The sequence below is a fragment of the Halorubrum salsamenti genome (assembly GCF_007671685.1).
Lineage (GTDB): Archaea > Halobacteriota > Halobacteria > Halobacteriales > Haloferacaceae > Halorubrum > Halorubrum salsamenti.
The window spans coordinates 64,518-82,075 of record NZ_VCNL01000002.1 but is presented as its reverse complement, the minus strand read 5'-3'; the positions used below and the strand labels follow the sequence as shown (position 1 = coordinate 82,075).

Annotated in this window: 20 protein-coding genes; 10 read left to right on the top strand and 10 right to left on the bottom strand. The window is 69.9% G+C overall.

Annotated features, from left to right (window positions below; translation table 11 throughout):
* The first annotated feature begins 5 nt into the window (after window positions 1-5).
* Both FGL94_RS05020 and FGL94_RS05015 read left to right on the top strand, forming a co-directional pair.
* On the top strand, window positions 6-569 hold the full coding sequence (locus FGL94_RS05020; RefSeq protein WP_241659133.1) for a nucleoside deaminase: 564 nt from the start codon (window positions 6-8) through the stop codon (window positions 567-569).
* Between the two features lie 30 nt (window positions 570-599).
* On the top strand, window positions 600-1,607 hold the full coding sequence (locus tag FGL94_RS05015) for a carbohydrate kinase family protein (RefSeq protein ID WP_144921645.1): 1,008 nt from the start codon (window positions 600-602) through the stop codon (window positions 1,605-1,607).
* A gap of 37 nt (window positions 1,608-1,644) precedes the next feature.
* Here FGL94_RS05015 and FGL94_RS05010 read toward each other — a convergent pair whose 3' ends face one another.
* Window positions 1,645-2,472: a BtpA/SgcQ family protein gene (locus tag FGL94_RS05010; protein WP_144921642.1), complete on the bottom strand. Its 828-nt coding sequence runs from the start codon at window positions 2,470-2,472 to the stop codon at window positions 1,645-1,647.
* 103 nt (window positions 2,473-2,575) lie between these two features.
* On the opposite strand from FGL94_RS05010, the gene FGL94_RS05005 reads away from it, so the two are divergent.
* The gene (locus FGL94_RS05005) at window positions 2,576-3,022 is read left to right on the top strand and encodes a DUF7124 domain-containing protein (RefSeq protein WP_144921639.1); all 447 of its coding nucleotides are present in this window, start codon (window positions 2,576-2,578) and stop codon (window positions 3,020-3,022) included.
* Between the two features lie 58 nt (window positions 3,023-3,080).
* Here FGL94_RS05005 and FGL94_RS18165 read toward each other — a convergent pair whose 3' ends face one another.
* The gene (locus FGL94_RS18165) at window positions 3,081-3,242 is read right to left on the bottom strand and encodes a hypothetical protein (RefSeq protein WP_186313333.1); all 162 of its coding nucleotides are present in this window, start codon (window positions 3,240-3,242) and stop codon (window positions 3,081-3,083) included.
* Between the two features lie 140 nt (window positions 3,243-3,382).
* Here FGL94_RS18165 and FGL94_RS05000 point away from each other — a divergent pair, with 140 nt between their 5' ends.
* From FGL94_RS05000 to FGL94_RS04990, 3 genes are all read left to right on the top strand, one after another.
* Window positions 3,383-4,483: an NADH:flavin oxidoreductase/NADH oxidase gene (locus FGL94_RS05000; RefSeq protein WP_144921636.1), complete on the top strand. Its 1,101-nt coding sequence runs from the start codon at window positions 3,383-3,385 to the stop codon at window positions 4,481-4,483.
* Window positions 4,484-4,559: 76 nt separating this feature from the next.
* A complete protein-coding gene (locus tag FGL94_RS04995) occupies window positions 4,560-5,849 on the top strand; it encodes a GNAT family N-acetyltransferase (protein WP_144921633.1) in 1,290 nt (429 codons plus the stop codon).
* A 70-nt stretch (window positions 5,850-5,919) separates the two neighbouring features.
* Window positions 5,920-6,774, top strand: a complete 855-nt coding sequence (locus tag FGL94_RS04990) for a DUF7547 family protein (RefSeq protein WP_144921630.1) — start codon at window positions 5,920-5,922, stop codon at window positions 6,772-6,774.
* A 30-nt stretch (window positions 6,775-6,804) separates the two neighbouring features.
* Here the strand turns inward: FGL94_RS04990 and FGL94_RS04985 are convergent, their stop codons facing one another.
* Window positions 6,805-7,554 (bottom strand): sugar phosphate isomerase/epimerase family protein, encoded by a 750-nt coding sequence (locus FGL94_RS04985; protein ID WP_144921628.1) that lies wholly within the window; start codon window positions 7,552-7,554, stop codon window positions 6,805-6,807.
* 173 nt (window positions 7,555-7,727) lie between these two features.
* Between FGL94_RS04985 and FGL94_RS04980 the strand changes: the two genes are divergently transcribed.
* Together FGL94_RS04980 and FGL94_RS04975 are read left to right on the top strand one after the other, a co-directional pair.
* On the top strand, window positions 7,728-7,973 hold the full coding sequence (locus FGL94_RS04980; RefSeq protein ID WP_144921625.1) for a hypothetical protein: 246 nt from the start codon (window positions 7,728-7,730) through the stop codon (window positions 7,971-7,973).
* A complete protein-coding gene (locus tag FGL94_RS04975; RefSeq protein ID WP_144921622.1) occupies window positions 7,970-8,170 on the top strand; it encodes a hypothetical protein in 201 nt (66 codons plus the stop codon). The genes FGL94_RS04980 and FGL94_RS04975 overlap by 4 nt, the downstream gene beginning before the upstream one ends.
* Before the next feature lie 614 nt (window positions 8,171-8,784).
* On the opposite strand, the gene FGL94_RS04970 is transcribed toward FGL94_RS04975, so the two are convergent.
* From FGL94_RS04970 to FGL94_RS04945, 6 genes are all read right to left on the bottom strand, one after another.
* The gene (locus FGL94_RS04970; RefSeq protein WP_144921619.1) at window positions 8,785-9,855 is read right to left on the bottom strand and encodes a methionine synthase; all 1,071 of its coding nucleotides are present in this window, start codon (window positions 9,853-9,855) and stop codon (window positions 8,785-8,787) included.
* Window positions 9,855-10,856 (bottom strand): 5-methyltetrahydropteroyltriglutamate--homocysteine methyltransferase, encoded by a 1,002-nt coding sequence (locus FGL94_RS04965; RefSeq protein ID WP_144921617.1) that lies wholly within the window; start codon window positions 10,854-10,856, stop codon window positions 9,855-9,857. The genes FGL94_RS04970 and FGL94_RS04965 overlap by 1 nt, the downstream gene beginning before the upstream one ends.
* A 100-nt stretch (window positions 10,857-10,956) precedes the next feature.
* Window positions 10,957-11,550 carry a HemK2/MTQ2 family protein methyltransferase gene (locus FGL94_RS04960; RefSeq protein WP_144921614.1) on the bottom strand — a complete coding sequence of 198 codons (594 nt, stop codon included), beginning with the start codon at window positions 11,548-11,550 and terminating at the stop codon, window positions 10,957-10,959.
* Window positions 11,547-12,773, bottom strand: coding sequence for a mechanosensitive ion channel family protein (locus tag FGL94_RS04955; protein ID WP_144923690.1), 1,227 nt, complete (start codon window positions 12,771-12,773; stop codon window positions 11,547-11,549). The genes FGL94_RS04960 and FGL94_RS04955 overlap by 4 nt, the downstream gene beginning before the upstream one ends.
* 45 nt (window positions 12,774-12,818) lie before the next feature.
* Complete coding sequence (locus FGL94_RS04950) at window positions 12,819-13,736, bottom strand: 16S ribosomal RNA methyltransferase A (protein ID WP_144921612.1); 918 nt, start codon at window positions 13,734-13,736, stop codon at window positions 12,819-12,821.
* A gap of 75 nt (window positions 13,737-13,811) precedes the next feature.
* Entirely contained in the window at window positions 13,812-14,390 is a 579-nt protein-coding gene (locus tag FGL94_RS04945) for a DUF655 domain-containing protein (RefSeq protein ID WP_144921609.1), read from the bottom strand.
* Between the two features lie 115 nt (window positions 14,391-14,505).
* On the opposite strand from FGL94_RS04945, the gene FGL94_RS04940 reads away from it, so the two are divergent.
* Window positions 14,506-15,375 (top strand): YqcI/YcgG family protein, encoded by an 870-nt coding sequence (locus FGL94_RS04940; RefSeq protein WP_144921607.1) that lies wholly within the window; start codon window positions 14,506-14,508, stop codon window positions 15,373-15,375.
* The gene (locus FGL94_RS04935; protein ID WP_144921604.1) at window positions 15,368-15,955 is read left to right on the top strand and encodes a cysteine hydrolase family protein; all 588 of its coding nucleotides are present in this window, start codon (window positions 15,368-15,370) and stop codon (window positions 15,953-15,955) included. Before FGL94_RS04940 ends, FGL94_RS04935 begins: the two co-directional genes overlap by 8 nt.
* A 41-nt stretch (window positions 15,956-15,996) precedes the next feature.
* On the opposite strand, the gene FGL94_RS04930 is transcribed toward FGL94_RS04935, so the two are convergent.
* Window positions 15,997-17,463, bottom strand: a complete 1,467-nt coding sequence (locus tag FGL94_RS04930) for an MATE family efflux transporter (RefSeq protein ID WP_144921601.1) — start codon at window positions 17,461-17,463, stop codon at window positions 15,997-15,999.
* Window positions 17,464-17,558: the final 95 nt, after the last annotated feature.

Below are 17,558 nucleotides of genomic sequence, written 5' to 3'. Positions count from 1 at the left end.
GGAGTATGACCGATCCGGGAGGCGGCGGCGCGGCGGACGACATCAACGCGCCGGACGAAACCGATCCGAACGACGGCGACGAGATCGACTCGGCCGACCGCGACGAAACCGGCCCGACCGACCGCGAGTACGTCGATCGCGCGATCGATCTCGCCGAGGAGGCCGTCGAGACGGGGAACACGCCGTTCGGCGCGCTACTCGTCCTCGACGGTGAGATCGTCGCCGAGCGCCGCAACGAGACGCTGACCGAGGACGACCTCGCGGCCCACCCGGAGCTGACGCTCGCGCGGTGGGCCGGCCGCGAACTCGCCGCCGACGAGCGCGCCCGCTGCACGATGTACGCCAGCACCGAGCCGTGCCCGATGTGCGCGACCGGGATCCACTACGCAGGGATCGGTCGGGTCGTCTTCGGCGTCGCGGGAGAGACGCTCGACGCCCTCACGGGCGACGTGGTGTCGATCCCCTGCGCGGAGGTGATCCGCCGGGCCGACGGTGACACGGCGGTCGAGGGACCGATCGCCGAGGCGGCCGCGATGGATCTCCACGAGGCGGTGTACGGTGAATCGTAGCGTGAGCGGACGAGAGCGAGCGTGGCGGCCATGACCGGACCGCCTCCGATCCTCGCGGTCGGCGCCGCGGCGATCGACGAGTGGTACGCCGTCAGCAACCTCCCCGAGCCGGACGGCGGCGCGTTCGCGAGCGAGGTGACGACCGCGTTCGGCGGCGTCGGCGCCAACGTCTGCGTCGCGCTCGACCGACTCGGGCGCGAGGTCGGCCTCGTGAGCCGCGTCGGCGACGACGAGTACGGCCGACAGGCGCTCGATCACCTCGCGGACACCGGCGTCGACGCCTCGCGCGTCTCGGTCGGTGACGACCCCTCGACGCGGTCGGTGATCCTCAGCGACCCCGCGGGCGAGCGCGCCATCGTCACCGCGGGCGAGAGCTTCCGGCGCCTCCAACTAGACGAGGCGGACCGTGAGGCACTCGCGGCGGCCGAGACCGTCTTCCTCACCGGCTACACGCCCGACGCCGTCTCGCGGGCGGTGCTCGACACGATCGAGTCGGCCGCCGACCCGCCCGCGCTCGTCTTCGACCTCTCGGGCCCGGTCGAGGAGCTCGTCGACAGGTCGACCGAGCCGGAGACGGTCCATCGGCTCCTCCACGCCGCCGACCTGTTCGTCGCCGGCGACGTAGCGGCCGCCGCCTACTTCGGCGGGCCGGAGGCGGCGGTGGGCCGCGTCGCCGCCGCGCAGCGCGCGCGAGAGGACGACGGTCAGTCGTCGCTGGGCGGCGACGGGTGGCCCCGCGCGGTCCTCACTCACGGCGCCGACGGAATGACGGTCGTCGCTGGCGGCGAAGTCACCGAGATCGACGCGTTCGACGTCGACGTTGTCGACGCCACGGGCGCCGGGGACTCGTTCGTCGCGGCGCTGATCGACCGGTGGATCGCCGGTGGCGACGACTCGCGCGCCGAGCGTGTCGGCGTCGAAGACGGCGTCCGCTTCGCGGCCGCGGTCGCCGCGATCAACTGCACGTCCCGGTTCACCCAGCCGGGGCTCCCAACCCGGGACGAGGTGGAGGCGTTCCTCGCGGAGCGGGGGTTCTGAGGGAGCCGCGAGCCTCCGCCTTCCCCTTCCTGCCGCCTCACCGCACCTCGTCCGCCCGCGCGACGAGTTCCGCCACCCGGTCCGCGTTGACGGGGGCGGTCGTCTCGCCGCCCTCCTTGAGCGCGGTGCCGACGATCGCGCCGTCGGCGACCGAGAGCACGTCACCGATCGTGTCGGCGCGGACGCCGCTCCCGACGAGGACCGGGGTGTCGAGCCCGTGCGCGTCGCGGTCGGCGACGACCGCTTCGAGCGCCTCCGAGTCCATCGCCTCGCCCGTCCCGCGTCCGGAGGCGATCACGGCGTCGGCGAGCCCGCGTTCGGCGGTGTCGACGAACGACTCCGCGGAGTGTCCCCCCGCCGAAAGCGGCGCGGAGTGTTTCACGTCCGTGTCAGCGAACACGCCCAGGTCGACGCCGAGTCGGTCGCGCAGTCGGATCGTCTCGTGAGCCTTCCCCTGCACGACGCCCTGGTCCGTGACCCGGGCGCCGGTGTGGACGTTCACCCGGACGTAGTCGGCGTCGACCGCGGCGGCGACCGACAGGGCGGCCTCCGCGTCGTTGCGGAGGACGTTGATCCCGAGCGGGAGGTCGGTCTCGGACGTGATCGCCGTCGCGGCCCGTGTGACGCTCGCGACGACGTGTTTCGGCGCGTCGTCCGGGTAGAAGGGGGCGTCGCCGAAGTTCTCGACCATGATCCCGTCGACGCCGCCGCGGTCGAGCGCGCGGGCGTCGGCGGCGGCGCGCTCGACCGCGTCCCGCATCGCGGCGGCGCCGTCGTCCGGCGCCTTCGGTGCCCCCGGGAGGGGCGGAAGGTGTACCATGCCGATCACCGGCGCGTCCGTGTCGAAGGTGGCCTCGAATTCCATGATACCGACCGAACGCCTCCTTCGCGGATAAATCTCACCACACGGGCCGGGCGACTTCCGCCATCACCGTTTACCCGCTCGGACGTGAACGGGTACCCGAGAGATGGGCATCGATGTCGACGACCCCGACGACCGAACCGGCGAGGTGACGCTCGTGCTCTCGCTGGGCGCCGCCCGGCGGCTCGCGGAGCCGGAGGCGGCGTTCGCCGACGCGCGGGAGTGGAGCCGCCACGTCGGGATCGTCGCCAACGACACGGACGCCGTCGAGCGGTTCGTCCGCGAGACGGGCGTCGAGAACGACTACGCGCTCCGGAGTTGGGACAAGTGGGGGACGCTCGGCGACATCCACGAGGAGACCGACGCTCCGCGGGCGGTGTTCGTGGGCACGTCGACTGCGAGCCGGCGCGTCGCGACCCACGTCGGCTTCGAGTACGTGCCGATCGACGAGGCGGCCGAGAAGGCGGATTGGAGGCTCTCGGACCCCGATCGGTCGAGCGATTCGGGGATCGTCGGCCGCCTGTGGCGGGCGGTGACGCAGCGGCTGCGCTGAGCGGTACGGCGACGGTACCGCGAGAGAACGGTGGAGAACAGCGGGGAGCGTCGACTCGCTATCGCTCCAGCTCGACGGTCAGATCGGTCGCGATCCACGCGTCCGTGTTCCCCTCTTCGGTGAAGACGGTGCGTTCGGGCGAACAGCGGCTCGCCTCGACCCGCGGCCGTGCGTCCGACGGTTCCTCGACCTCGCGTTCGATCCGGTCCCCGGCTGTCATTACCGGTCCGTCAGGGGCACGGGGGGTTATAGGTTTCGGTCGGCCTAAACTGGTGGGAAACCGACCGAGGGCGTTTCGGCGGCGGCGATGCGTGCGGGGGATCGGATCCCCTTAGCCCGTCGCGTCCGTCAGACGAGACGATGCCGGATTCGCTTTTCACTCCGTTCACGCTGCGCGACACCGAGTTCCGCAACCGCGTGATGTTGTCGCCCATGTGCCAGTACTCCGCGGACGACGGGTTCGCGAACGACTGGCACCGGGTCCACCTCGGTTCCCGCGCCGCCGGCGGGGCCGGGGTCGTGATGACTGAGGCGACCGCCGTCGAGCCGCGCGGGCGGATCACCCCGAACTGCCTGGGGATCTGGTCCGACGAGCACGCCGAGGCGATCGAGCCGATCGTCGACTTCGTCAAATCGCAGGGCGCGACGGCCGGGATCCAACTCGCCCACGCCGGTCGGAAGGCCTCGCACCGACCCCCGGCCGAGGGCGGCGATCCCATCCCGGAGGACCGCGAGCGCGGCTGGGAGACGGTGTCCGCGACCGACGCGCCGTACCCGGACCCGGACGCGGACGACGGAGAACTGGCGTCGACCCGCCGGCTGGACGGCGAGGGGATCGACGAGGTGATCGACGCGTTCGCGGCCGCCGCGGAGCGCTCGCGCGAGATCGGGTTCGAGGTCGCGGAGGTCCACGCGGCCCACGGCTATCTGCTCCACCAGTTCCTCTCCCCGGTCACCAACGACCGGGACGACGAGTACGGCGGGAGCTACGAGAACCGCACCCGCCTGCTCCGCGAGGTCGTCGAGGCCGTCCGCGAGGTCTGGCCCGACGACGAGCCCGTCTTCGTCCGGATCTCCGCGACCGACTGGCTCCCCGACCGCGACTCGTGGGATGTGGACGACTCCGTCCGACTCGCCCCCCTGCTCGCCGAGGCCGGCGCCGACCTGATCGACGTCTCCGGCGGCGGGATCCATCCGGACCAGCGGCTCCCCGGCGCGGGGCCGGGGTATCAGGTGCCGTACGCCGAGGCGATCCGCGAGGGGACCGACGTCCCCGTCGCCGCGGTCGGCGGGATCACGGAGCCGACCCACGCCGACGCCCTCGTCCGAAACGGGCGGGCCGACCTCGTCGCGCTCGGCCGCGAGATGCTCCGACACCCGTACTGGCCGCTCGAGGCCGCCCACGAGCTCGGCGCCGACGTCGAGTGGCCGGTGCAGTACCGGCGCGGTCGGTTCGACTGAGGCGGGTCGCCAGCGAGGACGAGAACCCCCCGCACGCTCCGGGAAGACTTATTCCGCTCCCGCGAGCCGACGGGATATGGAGTACCGAGAGTTCCCCGACGAGCGCGCCGACGAGTTCGACGCGTTCATGCGGTACGCGTTCGCTCCCGCCGAGGGGCCGTACGACCCCGAGGAGGCGGACGATCAGGACACCATCGCCGAGACGCGGGGCCTGTTCGACGCCGCCGACGACCCGGTCGCGGTCTGCGCGCACCACTACTTCTCGCTGCGGATCCGCGGCGCCGACCGCGAGGTCGCCGGCCTCTCGGCGGTCGCGTCTCCCCCGGAACACCGACGGCAGGGGAACGTCGGCCGTCTGCTCCGGGAGTCGCTGGCTGAGTACCGCGACCGCGGCGTCCACGTCTCGACGCTGTGGCCCTTCGAGTACCCCTTCTACGCCGGCTACGGCTGGGCGACCGCGAGCCGCTACCGCCGCCTCACCGCGCCCCCTGACCGGCTCGGGTTCGTCGACGATCTGATCGCGACTGCGGGCGACGACGCCGGGACCTTCCGTCCGCTCGACGAGGACGACTACGAGGCCGTGAAGCCGGTACTCGCGGCGATGGCGGAGCGCTACGACCTGACGATGGACTGGACCGAGGAGTGGTGGCGCGAGCGCGCTGTTCAAGGGTGGAAAACCGACCCGTTCGTCTACGGCTGGGAGCGCGACGGCGACCTCCGCGCGATCTGCGCGTACAGCTTCGACGACGACGTAGACGACGCGGACGACCCGGTTCTGCGCGTCACCGACGTCGCCGTCGCGGACGACGAGGCGTGGTTCCAACTGCTCCGGTTCTTCCGCAACCACGACTCGCAGGTCGTCGAGGTCCGGATCCGCGCCCCGCCGGACGCGCCCCTGCTCGACCTCGTCGGGGACCCTCGCGCCGTCGACTGCGAGGTCCGAACCGGGCCGATGGTCCGGCTCGTCGACGTCGCCGCCGCCCTCGAAGCGCTCGACCCCGACCCGGCCGTCGAGGCCGCGTTCTCGCTCTCAGTTACTGACCCCCTCGTCGACTGGAACGACGGGACGTTCCGGGTCGCCGTCGCCGACGGGGCGGTGACGGTCGAGTCGGTGAGCGACGGCGAGGGAGATCGGGCAGAGGACGAGAGGACGAAGGCCGAAGCCGCGGACGCCCCGGACGCCCCGGACGCCTCGGTCGACGTCGGCACCCTCTCGCAGCTGTACGTCGGGTACAAGTCGGTCGACGAGGCGGTCCGGAGCGACGGGCTCGCCGTCGGTTCCGCGACTGCCGCCAATTCCCCGACCGCCGCCGACCTCCGCGCGGTGTTCCCGCCGCGGAGGACGCATCTGCGCGAGGGGTTCTGAGGTGCTCCGCTCGAAAAACTCCTTCACGACCCGGCCGGGCTTTTTATCCGCGGACCGCCTACGACGCGGCATGAGTTCCCGCGACGACCGACGCGACGACGACCTCGAAGAGCGGCTCGACGAGCTCGAGGACGTGCTGAGCGAGCTCCGCCGCGACCTCCGAGAGACCGAGCGGGACCGCCGCGGTCCCCCTCGGCCGCCCCGGCTCTCCGAGCTCGTCCGATTCACCGAGCGGTACACCATCCCGACGGTGATCGCCCTCCTCGAGACGACGATCAAGTCGCTCGAACTGGTGCAGGGGACCCTCCGGCTCGCCGACCCCGGCCGGAGCCTCGACGAGGCGGGCTCGGCGACCGACCGCCTCGGCGACGTGCGGGACGGCGCGAGCGCCGGGCTGTCGCGGTCGCTCTCGGAGCTCCGGACGGCGCTCTCGGAGGCCGACCTCCCGGAGGAGGCCGCCTCTCGGTCGATCATCGAAGACGCGCGCGACCTCACGGCGGAGATCGAAGCGCGGATCGACGAGGGCCGCCGCGAGGCCGACGCGGCCCGGCGCGGGCGGCGGGACCGGGTCGATACCCGGAGCGAAGACAGGCCGGATGCGACTCGGACCCCCGACGAAGCAAACGACGACCGCGGCGTCCGGATCGACGTGACCGACCCGGACGCGGACGGCGAGAGCGGCGGAGATGGGGAAGGGGACGACCCGGACGACGACCCCGCTCCCGAAGTCGACGTGGAGTCGGAACTCGAATCGATCAAGCGGCAGTTCGACGACGAGACGGACGAGGAGACGGACGCCGAGACGGGGTCGTCCGACGTCGACGGTGATTCGGCCGACGGCGACAGTTCTCCCGGAGAGGAGCTGGACGGCGAAGCGGTCGACGAGGACGACGAGGACGACGACACAGACCGCGACTCGACCTGATCGCCGCGCCGTCGCTCGGTAGCGGGACTCTTAAAAATCGGCACCGAGCCGCTCCGCGACCCGCTCGGCCGAGTCGAGGAGGAGCGTCTCGTCGTCGGTGAACACCTCGAGAGCGACCGTCCCGTCGAAACCGCCGAGTTCGGACTCGACGAGTCCGTAGTCGACCTCGCCGGCCCCCACGGGGAGGTGGGTGTCGCCGCGACGGCGCACGTCGTGGCAGTGGAGGTGCGAGATCCGGTCGCCGTGGCTCCGGAGGAACCGCTGTATCGCCTTGTTGTCGCCCTCCATGTACGCGTGGCCCACGTCGAAGCAGATCGGGGTGTCCGTCTCCCGGGCGAGATCGCCGAGGACCGACAGCTGGAGCCCCGCGTGCTGGTGGCCGACGTTCTCGACGACGACCTCGACGCCCGCCTCGCGGCCGGCGTCGGCGACTCGCCGGAGCTGGTCGGCGGCGACCTCGCGGAACTCGGTGTCGTCGCGGTCGGCGGAGGTGGCGTGAAGGACCGCCTTCTCCGCGCCCAGGTCGCCGGCGGCCTCCAGGAGCCGGCGCTGGTAGTCCACGATGGCGTCGTTGACCTCGGGGACGTACGTCGCCAGCCGCTGGCTGTACGGCAGGTGGACGAGCAGGTCGCGGCCGTCGAGCGCGTCGGTCAAGCGCCCGCGGTCGATATCGCCGGGCACGAGCGTCGGCTCGCCGACCCCGAGCTCGCAGAAGTCGAACCGCGCCGGCGACGCCGCGAGCCGGTCGAGGTCGTCGCCGACGGTGAGGCCGATGTCCATGTCGGCGGTGGGTGCGGCGGCTTTGTATAGATGGTGCCGCGGGTCGGTGGCTCTGTTACAATTCAGCTGGTATCTTGGGGCACAACCGCTCAGACAGGAAAATGACTGTGTCCAACAAAGGTTGATATTTAAGTTAACTTTTAATACATATTAATCTATTAGAGTAGACAACCTTGAGTGATGAGGAGTCTGCTCAGAGTGTGATCGATCTAAGCTTCCCTCAGTTTGCGGGGATATTCGTGAGTGTTGCTGGCACTGGAACTGGTCTTTTTGCCGGCGCATTCCGTGTTCTTAGTCAGGATCTGCCAGTTTCCTCAGCAGCCGTATTATCTGGTATCACCTCATTTGTGCTCATCGCCTTATTAATCAGCCTGTACAACCGAATTACGATTGAACGATTGAAGCGAGGAGAATCATGAATCCAGACGATATAATCGAAATATTCACTGCGGGAATAATACTTGTTGTTGGTATATTCGTCATTGCGACAATCCGCGCGCCGAGTATTGCGAATATCCTTGATAATGTTCTTATTGAAATTGTTTCAAGTCTTGTCTATCTAATGCTATTCTTGGTAATTGTCGCTATGTTTTACCAACTTGTCAATAACACGTGATGTCTTAATATCTAGTGGCTATCTGTTTCAATTGAGAGCTTTGTTGAAATACTCAGAATTTGACAGTTGTGTCCTTAGTCGCTTAGTACAGACATAGCACCGAGCGATGCGGAGAGTAGGTATTACAGAGCGGTGGCAGCGTGCGAGTATTTAAACGATCGTGAGCGACAGCGACAATCGCTTATAAATGAAGTGCGGTGGCGCGTGCCTGCGAGGCCGCCTCGCGGCCGAGCAGCACCGCGCGAGGGACGCGGCGACCGAAGGGAGCCGCGAGGCTGGGGAGGTGTGAGGCTGCTGTGCGGGGCAGGTGGGGCTCAAAGGGGCAGTCGCGAGGGCGAAGCACGCCGCAGTAAGCACCGCAGCGAGGGAGCGAAAGCGACCGAGCGAGGCGCGCAACAAGGCGCGCGAGCCGTCGCGACTGGGGCTTTGGAGATCACCATCCCGGCAGCGTCACTCACTTATAAACAGCCGACAGCAACATCCCAATTCTCTTTATAAATTGCCTCACTCACGACGTACTACACGTACTCCCGCCATCGAACAGGAAGCGATCGCGGTCTCCCGGCCGTCTCAGCGGGAACCGGACTGTCAGAGGAACCCGAAACAGCGCCGGCTCAGTCGTCGAGCGGGTTCTCGACGTCGATCGCGCCCGAGTCGATCTCGGCCTCGATCTCCCGCACTGCGGTCACCATGTTCTCGGTCTTGCCGTACGCGATGTCGCGCGGAAGCAGCTTCAGCCCGCAGTCGGGCGAGATCGTGAGCTTCTCCGGCGGGACGACGCGCAGGCCCTGCCGGATGTTCTCTTTGATCTCCTCGACCGGCTCCACCTCGGCGGTGTGGGCGTCGACGACGCCGAGCGCGAGGTCGGGCTCGAACTCGGGGTCGGTGAACGTGGGGATCTGCTCGAAGTCGCCGTTACACAGCTCCACGTCGAACTCGTCGATCGGGTAGTCGTTGATCTCGGGGTAGATCCGCGAGTAGTCGCCGTAACAGACGTGGAGGCCGATCCGGACCTCCTCGTCGATGCCCGAGACGATGCGTTCGAGGGCCTCGCCGACGATGGCGTGGTCCTCGGGCGTCGTCGCCAGCGCGGGCTCGTCGATCTGGATGTAGCGCGCGCCGGCCTCGACCAGCTTCTCGACCTCCTCGTTGACGAGGTCGGCGAGGTCGTAGACGAGCTCCTCGGTGGAGGGGTACGCCTCGTTGAACGCCCAGAAGCCGAGCGTGTACGGCCCCGTGATCGGGACCTTGACGGGACGCTCGGACACGTCGGACGTGAACTCGAACTCGTCGACCAGCCACGGCTCGTCGTACTCGACCTCCTCGACGACCGACGGCTTGTCGAAGTAGTTGTGGCCCCACACCTTCACGGGACCGTTGAACTCGTAGCCGTCGATGCGGTCGGCGAAGAACTCCACCATCTCGTTGCGGCGCATCTCGCCGTCGACGACCGTGTCGAGCCCGGCGCGCTCGTGCTCGTGGGTGATCAGCCGACAGGCGTCGTCGTGCGCCTCTTCGAGGTCCGACTCGTCGAACTTCGAGTCGGGGTCGTCGACGAGCTCGTCGGCCCGGTTGAGCCACTTCGGCTTCGGGTACGAGCCGACGACTGTCGTCAGCAGGAACGCGTCGTTCGGGTGGTCGTGCGGGCGGAACTGTTCGCGGTTGGCAGACGGGTTTCGGACCATTAGTCGAGCACCTCCGCGGCGGCGGCCAGCGTGTTCAGCTTCGCGCGGTACTTGTTGGTCGGCAGGTAGAACAGCTCGGTGTTGGGCGTCAGGTACGTCCGGTCGAACCCCTCGGCGGGGATCTGCGACTCGAACCACTCGACGCGCTCCGCGACCGTCTCCGGCTCCTCGACGAGCGTGTTCTGCCCGTCGACGAGCCCGAGCGCGAGCGAGTCGGTGGCGCCGAACTCCTGGACGTTATAAACGGTGTCGTCGCGGTCGCCGGCGACCAGGTCGAGCCCGAGGGCGTCCGCGCCCGCCTCGTCGACGAGGTGGGCGTACAGCTTCTCGCCGAGCGCGCCGTAAGCGGTCTGGACGACCACGTCGGCGTCGGTCGCGTCGGCGACCGTCGCGATCGCGTCGGTCGCGGCCGACTCCTCGCCCTCCGCGGGCGAGTCGGTCACCAGCGACGGTTCGAGGAGGAACAGCGTCTCGTGGGCGGGGAACGCCTCGACCTCGCCCGCGAGGAAGTCGGCGATCGCGGCCTGGAACTCGGCCTCGTCGCCGTAGTGCTCGTCGGTCGCGAGTTCCCCGAGCGAGTACGGTCCGGGGAGCGTCGCCGCGAGGGGGGCCTCGCCGTCGATCAGGTCGGTCGCCCGCTCCAGTTCGCGAGCCACGTCGCCGGAGAAGTCGAGATCGTCGACGACCCGCGGGTCGCGGTAGAAGTTGTTGTTGTCGTAGTACCGCACGATCCCGCCGGTCTCGACGCTGTCGTGGACCGTCAGCGGGTGCGCGATCATGTCGTCCCAGCGCCCCTGCCCCTCGACGACGCGGTCGAGGCCGGCGTCCAACTGGTCGTCGACGTACTCGGCGCGCACCTCGGCGTACTCCTCGACGATCGCCTCGCTCTCGTCGCCGCTCAGGAGGTCACCCTTCTGGTGCCCCTTGAGGTCGGAGAGCGTCTCCTTCGCCCAGTCCGGGAGCGGGTACAGCCCCGGCGTGGCCGCGACTCGTTCAGTCATCACCGTAGGTTCGGTATGCCGTCGTATAATATTTGCTAATGTATTTTATGCTCTATAGTAATCGAACAGTGATCGGCGGCGCTGGCGAACGAGCCCCGCCTCACTCCCGCCGCAGCGCCAACACCGTGAGTGTCTCGAACGGGAACGACTCCTCGACGACCGGATCGGCCGCGAACCCGGCATCCTCGGCGAGGGCGAGCACCTCGTCGTACCCCGTCAGCGACGAGACCAGAAGCAGGACCACGCCGCCGGGCGCGAGGACGCGCCCCGCGTCGTCGAGGAACGGCTCGATGAGCTCGCGGCCCGACTCGCCGCCGGAGAGGGCGTGTTCCATCCAGTCGTCCCACTCGTTGTCCGGGTCGGTCGGGAGGTACGGCGGGTTGAAACACACCGTGTCGAACGCGTCCGCCCGGAACGGCGTGAGGAGGTCGGCGACGACCCCCTCGACGCCGCGATCGCGGGCCTGCCGCGCCGCGTGCGGGTTGAGGTCGCTGCCGACCACGTCGAGCCCGCGCTCCTCGGCGATCTGCTGGGCGACCCATCCCGAGCCCGTGCCGACCTCCAGCACCCGCCCGTGCGCCTCCGAGACGGCCGCCTCCGCGAGGAGCCCGGAGTCCTCGGCCGGCTGGTACACGACGGCCTCGTCGAGCCCGCGCCGCTCCGCGAGACCGGCGTCGGGGTCGTCACCGGTCATCGGTCCGACCCCTCCGAGCCGTCGGTGTCGCCGTCGTCGCCCTCGCTCTCGGACGCCTCGCCGCTCCCGGCGTCGGATCGCGACCCGCTGCGCGTCGCCGCGCGCTCCTCGACCGACGCGTCCAACTGCGGGCCGGACACGTCCGCATCCCGCGCGGAGAGCGTCTGCTGGGGGAAGGGGATCACGATCCCCTCGTCTTCGAGCGCCGTCTTGATCGCGTTCATCGCGGCGGTCTGCGTGCGCCAGCGCTTGCGCATGCTCGGGTTCCGGATCCAGTAGCGGAGCCCGAGCACGACCGCCGAGTCGCCGAACCGCTTCGTCACGGCGTTCGGCTCGGGCATCGCCGCCACGTCCTCGACCTCGGCGACGGTCTCCTCGATCACCGCCGCCGCGCGCTCGACGTCGGTGTCGTAGTCGACGCCGACCTCGATCTCGATCCGATAGCGGTTCCGCCGGGACCGGTCGACGATCGATCCCGAGCGCACGTCGTCGTTCGGGAGCGTGATCACCTCGCCGTCGAACGACCGGAGGCGGGTGCTCATGATCGATATCTCCGTGACCGTCCCCTCGTGGTCGCCGACCTCCACCCAGTCGCCCACCTCGAACGGACGGGAGAACATCAGCACGAAGCCGGCGAGGATCGCCCCGAGCGTCTGGCGGGCCGCCATACCGACCACGATCCCGAGGAACCCGGCCCCGACGAGGAGCCCGCCGACGTTGTCGGTGAACAGCCCGACGACGACCAACAGCGCGAAGGTGTACACCGAGATCTGGGTGAGCCGCCGGATCACCTCCTCCTGGTGGTCTGTGAGCATCGTGCTCTCGGCGGAGATCTCGCGGATGACGCCGCCGAGGAAGTCCGTGACCGCGTAGGCGCTCGCCAAAAGCACCACCGCGAGGACGACGTTCGACAGCTGGTCCGCGATCGCTGCCGACTCGTACGCGTCGAGGAGCGCCCCGCTGCGGTCCCACACCGCGATCAGGGAGAGCGCGCCGACCGCGGTGGCCCCGGCGACCGCTACCGACAGCAGAAGCCGGCGCGTCGAGGAGAGCTCTCCGTTCCGCCGCTTCAGCCACCCGGTGAGCAACCGGACGCCGAGCACACTGGCGACGATCAACGCGGAGACCGCGACGCGCTGACCGTTCCCCGTCAGCGCACCGTAGAGATCGCCGAGGAGGCCGAGGAGGGCTGTCGCGATCTGCGCGAGGACGGGCGCGATCACGATTCCGCTCCGTCGGCGACCGGACCCATCGACCACGTCATCGGCTCAGACCTCCGTCGGCGAGCCGTGTTCGCGCGCCAGCTCGGCCAGCGCGGCGAACGCCGCCGGATCCAGATCTCCCGGGCGGCGGCGGAGGAGCTCCTCGTCGGCGGCGTCGACGACCGCCTCCGGCTCGTCTAACCCGGAGATGTGACCGGTGTTCCGAATCGCGTTCCGGACCGTCTTGCGCCGCTGGGTGAACAGCGCCTTCACGAACCGGAGGAAGAACGCCTCGTCTCCCACCTCGTACTCCGGATCTCGGGGCGTACACCGGACGACGGCGCTCTCGACGGCGGGCTGCGGGTCGAACGCCTCCTTCGGAACGCGCTCGACGATCTCGACGGCGGCGTAGTGCTGGGCGGACACCGAGAGCCGGCCGTACTCGGACTCGCCGGCCGACGCCACCATGCGGTCGGCGAACTCGGCCTGGAACATCAACACGAGCGGTTTCCCTTCGGGGAGCAGGCGGAAGGCGATCTCCGAGGAGACGCCGTACGGGAGGTTGGCGACGCAGGCGGTGAACGAAGGGAGGTCGACGTCGAGCGCGTCGCCCTCGACCACGTCGAGGAGGCCGTCGTCGATCGCGGTCGCGAACTCCTCGCGGAGGAAGTCGGCGAAGGTCCCGTCGCGCTCGATCACGGAGAGGCGGCCGGGCGCGGGTCCGGCGTCGGGGTCGGCGGTCGAGCCCGTTGCGGCCACCGCCAGCAGCCGGTCGGTGAGCGCGCCCGCGCCCCCGCCGATCTCCAAGAGGCGGCTCGCGTCGGCGTCGTCGGGGAGGTACGCGGGAATCCGATCGAGAACGCGGTCGTCGACGAGGAAGTGCTGGTCGCGGTCGGGGTTCGCGCGCTCCCCGGCCCGCCGGGCGAGCGCGTCGGGGTCGCGGTCCCCGTACGCCGCGCCAGCGCCCGTCGATGAATCGGTCATGGCCGCGTTACTCCGCCGTTCCGGGTAAAAGTCCCGTTTCGGGGCGTCGCCCTCCGGACCGGCGTCGGCGGCGCCTCACTCCTCGTACCCGACGAACCGTCGGTACTTGAGGTCCTCCTCGCGGATCTCCTCCACGATCCGCTCGACGATCACCTCCTTCGGGCGGTGGAGCCCGCCGACGCGCTCCGAGACCTCCTCGAAGCTCTCGAAGGGGACGCGCTTCCGCTCGTCGAGCAGCTTGTTCCGGAGCTGCTTGCCGATCCCGGGCAGGAGGTTGAGCTGGTGGAGCCGCAGGGTGATCGGCCCGGCCTCGTTGTAGAAGTCGACGAACCGCTCCTCGTCGCTCTCGACGATGTCCTCGACCGCGTACTCGATCTCGGCGGCCGCGTTCCGGGTGAGGTCGTCGAACGACACCTCGTGGTACCGACCGACTGCGGGACCGTCGAGCGCGATCCGGTCGCTCACGGCGACGTCCGTCTCCTCGTCGAGCGTGAGCTCGTACAGCCGGAACGCGTCCGTGCCGAGCCCGTACGCGACCGGCGACTTCCGGTACTGCGGGCGGTCGTCGTCCGGCCGCCCGTTGGGCATCACGTCCAACAGGACGACCATGGGGCCATCGACCGCGTCGGAGGCGTCGGCTTCGGGATCGCTCATACGTGTTTTAGCGTTCCGCGCGGTGAAAAAACCGCTGGCGCACGGGGGGACGGCGACGGATCCGATCGGTGACGACCGGCGAAAGCCAAAAGACCGTCTGTTCCCCAGCAACGGTATGAACGAGCCCGGAACCGAGGGCGTGCTGCTGGACCAGGAGACGCTCCACGATCGGCTCGACGACGCGCCCGGTTGGCTTCGGGAGCACTACCGGACCTTCCGCGAGTCGATGCTCGGCGAGCGCGACGGCTCCCCGTTCCCCTGCTACTTCGGTATCGAGGTCGAGCGCGAGGGCGACCTGCTGTACGCCGCCTGCGAGTCGACCACCGACCCCGCGGCCCTGCTCCGACTCCGCGACGCCCTCTCGGAGTACCTCGACACGTACGAGGAGCACGCCGACCGCGCCCCGCTCGCGGTGTTCTTCCGGCCGCCCGACGGCGACCGGGGCGAGGCGCACTACCACGAGCGGCTCTGGCACGTCCTCGAGTTCCTCCACGTCCACGACCCCGAGCCGTGGCCGGACGACATCCCGACCGACCCGGACACGCCCCGGTTCGAGTTCTGCTTCGGCGGCGAGGCGCTGTTCCCGACCTCTCGTGCCCCGTTCTACGACGAGCGCAAGAGCCGGTACTCGCCGGTGGGGCTCGAGATCACCTTCCAGCCGCGGACCGTCTTCGACGGGCTCACCGCCGACACGGAGGCGGGCGAGCGCGCCCGCGAGACGATCCGCGGGCGCATGGACGAGTACGACGGGGTCTGCCCCCACGCCGATCTGGGAGACTGGGGCGTCGAGGACGACCGCGAGTGGAAACAGTACCTGTTCCGCGAGGACGACGACGCGAGCCCGGACTCCTGTCCCCTGCACCCGACCCGCGACCACCCGAAGGCGCCCGAGGCGCTGCTGGAACCGGGGGCGTGGCGCCGGCTCGCCGAGTCGCCCGCGCCCGGCGACGACGGGACCGTGACCGCGGGGCTCGGCGATGACTGACTCGTCGCGGTCGGCGGCCGCGGACGCCGCCCCCGCGCTCCGCGACGACGCCGTCCTCCTCCTGATCGACTTCCAGACCGGGTTCGACGAGCCGGGATGGGGCGAGCGCAACAACCCCGACGCGGAGTCGGTCGCGGCCGCGCTGCTGGCGCGGTGGCGCGAGGCCGGCCGCCCGGTCGCGCACGTGCGACACGCCTCGACCGAGCCCGACTCCCCGCTGCGCCCCGACGCGCCGGGATTCGCGTGGAAGCCGGAGACGGCTCCGGGGGAAGGCGAGCCCACCTTCGAGAAGTCGGTCAACGGCGCCCTCCTCGACTCCGGGCTCGACGAGTGGCTCCGCGAGGCGGGCCACGAGTCGCTCGTCGTCTGCGGGCTCACCACCGATCACTGCGTCTCGACGACGGTCCGGATGGCCGAGAACCGAGGGTACGAGGTCTCGGTCGTCGCCGACGCCACCGCGACCCACGCCCGAACGACTCACGACGGCGACCGGATCGACCCGGAGACCTCCCACCGCGTCGCCCTCGCGCACCTCGACGGCGAGTTCGCGACCGTCGTCGGGAGCGGCGATCTGCGTTAGGCGTCGGTGGCGGCCCGGATCGGTCGGTTCAGGGGTTCTCCTCAGTCGTCCGCCGGGTCCGCGTTTCCGTCGGTGTCGCCGCTCGCGCGCTCCGCGGCGTTCGCGAACATCCCTCGTCGGGCGGTGTACGCGAAGTACGCACCCAGTCCGAGGAAGCCGGCGGCGTTCGAGGCGGCGACCGCCCAGAAGACGGCCTCGACCCCCAAGCCGAGACCGGGGGCGACGGCGACGCCGAACGCGCCGAACGTCGCGGTCGCGGGCACCGCGGCGACGGCGATCGGGAACCGGATCACCCAGTACTTGATCAGGTCCGCAACGAACGAGGTCCGGGTGCGCGAGGTGCCGTTGAAGCCGGCGAGCAGGGTGTACGTCCCGCCGAGCGCCCAGTAGGTGACCGCCAGAATCCGCAAGTACAACACCGATAGCGACCGGCCGACCGCCGTGAGATCGGGCGCGAGGAGGTCGGTGATCGCCCCGGCGAACAGGAACTGGACGGCGCCGAGAGCGAGGAACGCCGCGACGACCAGTTTGGTGCCGACCACCGTCGTCCGTCGGGCGCGTCTCGGGGCGTTCGCACCGAGGTTCTGACCGATCATCGACTGGGCCGCCTGCTGCATCCCGAGCGCGGGGACGATAGCGAGCGTGGAGACGCGCGCGCCGACCGTGTACGCCGCGACGCCGGCCGCGCCACCGGCGATCGCCACGAGGCTCACGACGAGCACGCGGACCAGCTCGCTCGCCCCGCGCTGGCCGCCGAGCGGGACCCCGACCGCTACGACTTCGCGCACGACCGAGAGATCGACGGCGAGCGCGTCGCGAGTGAGCCGGAACGTGTCCCGCCCGAGCCCCGCCGCGTACGCGAGCACGTGGACCAGTCCGACGACGCCGGAGAGGACGGTGCCGAGGGCCGCGCCGGCGACGCCGAGCGCCGGGACCGGCCCGACGCCGAAGATGAGCGCGGGCGCCGCGGCGAGGTTGACGAGGACGCTGACGACGCTCACGTGCAGGACGGCGCGCGTGTCGCCGTAGGCGGTGAAGCAGTTCTCCACCGTGTCGCCGACCGCGCCGAGCGGGAGGACGGTGACGATGATCGCGAGGTACGTCGCGGTGGTGCCGGCGAGCGTCGGGTCCGCGCCGAGGAACCGCACCAGCTCCTCGGAGTAGGCGACGACGGGGATCGCGATCGCTCCGGTGAGCGCGAGCGCGACGAGCGCGCCGTTGACCGCGACGCGACGCGCGCCCGCGTCGTCCTCGCCGCCGGCGCGCTGCGCGACGAGGATCTGCGTCCCGACCGCGGCGACGACCACCGCCGCGCCGAGAAGCGACTGGATCGGGAGGCTGAGCCCGACCGCGGCGACCGCGTCCTCGCTCACCCGACCGAGCCAGAACGTGTCGACGAGGGCGTTCGCGACGTACACGAGGTTCTGCGCGACGAGCGGGGCCGCAAGCAGCAGGAGCGCCCGCCCGACCGGCCCGTCGGTGATCGCCTCGCGGTCGACGTCGAACATCGGGTAGTTCCGTATCGGATGTAGATAATAAAAGGGTACTGATGTTAGATATCATATCTCTCTCGGCGTCGGCGGTCACCCGAACCCTCACGTTT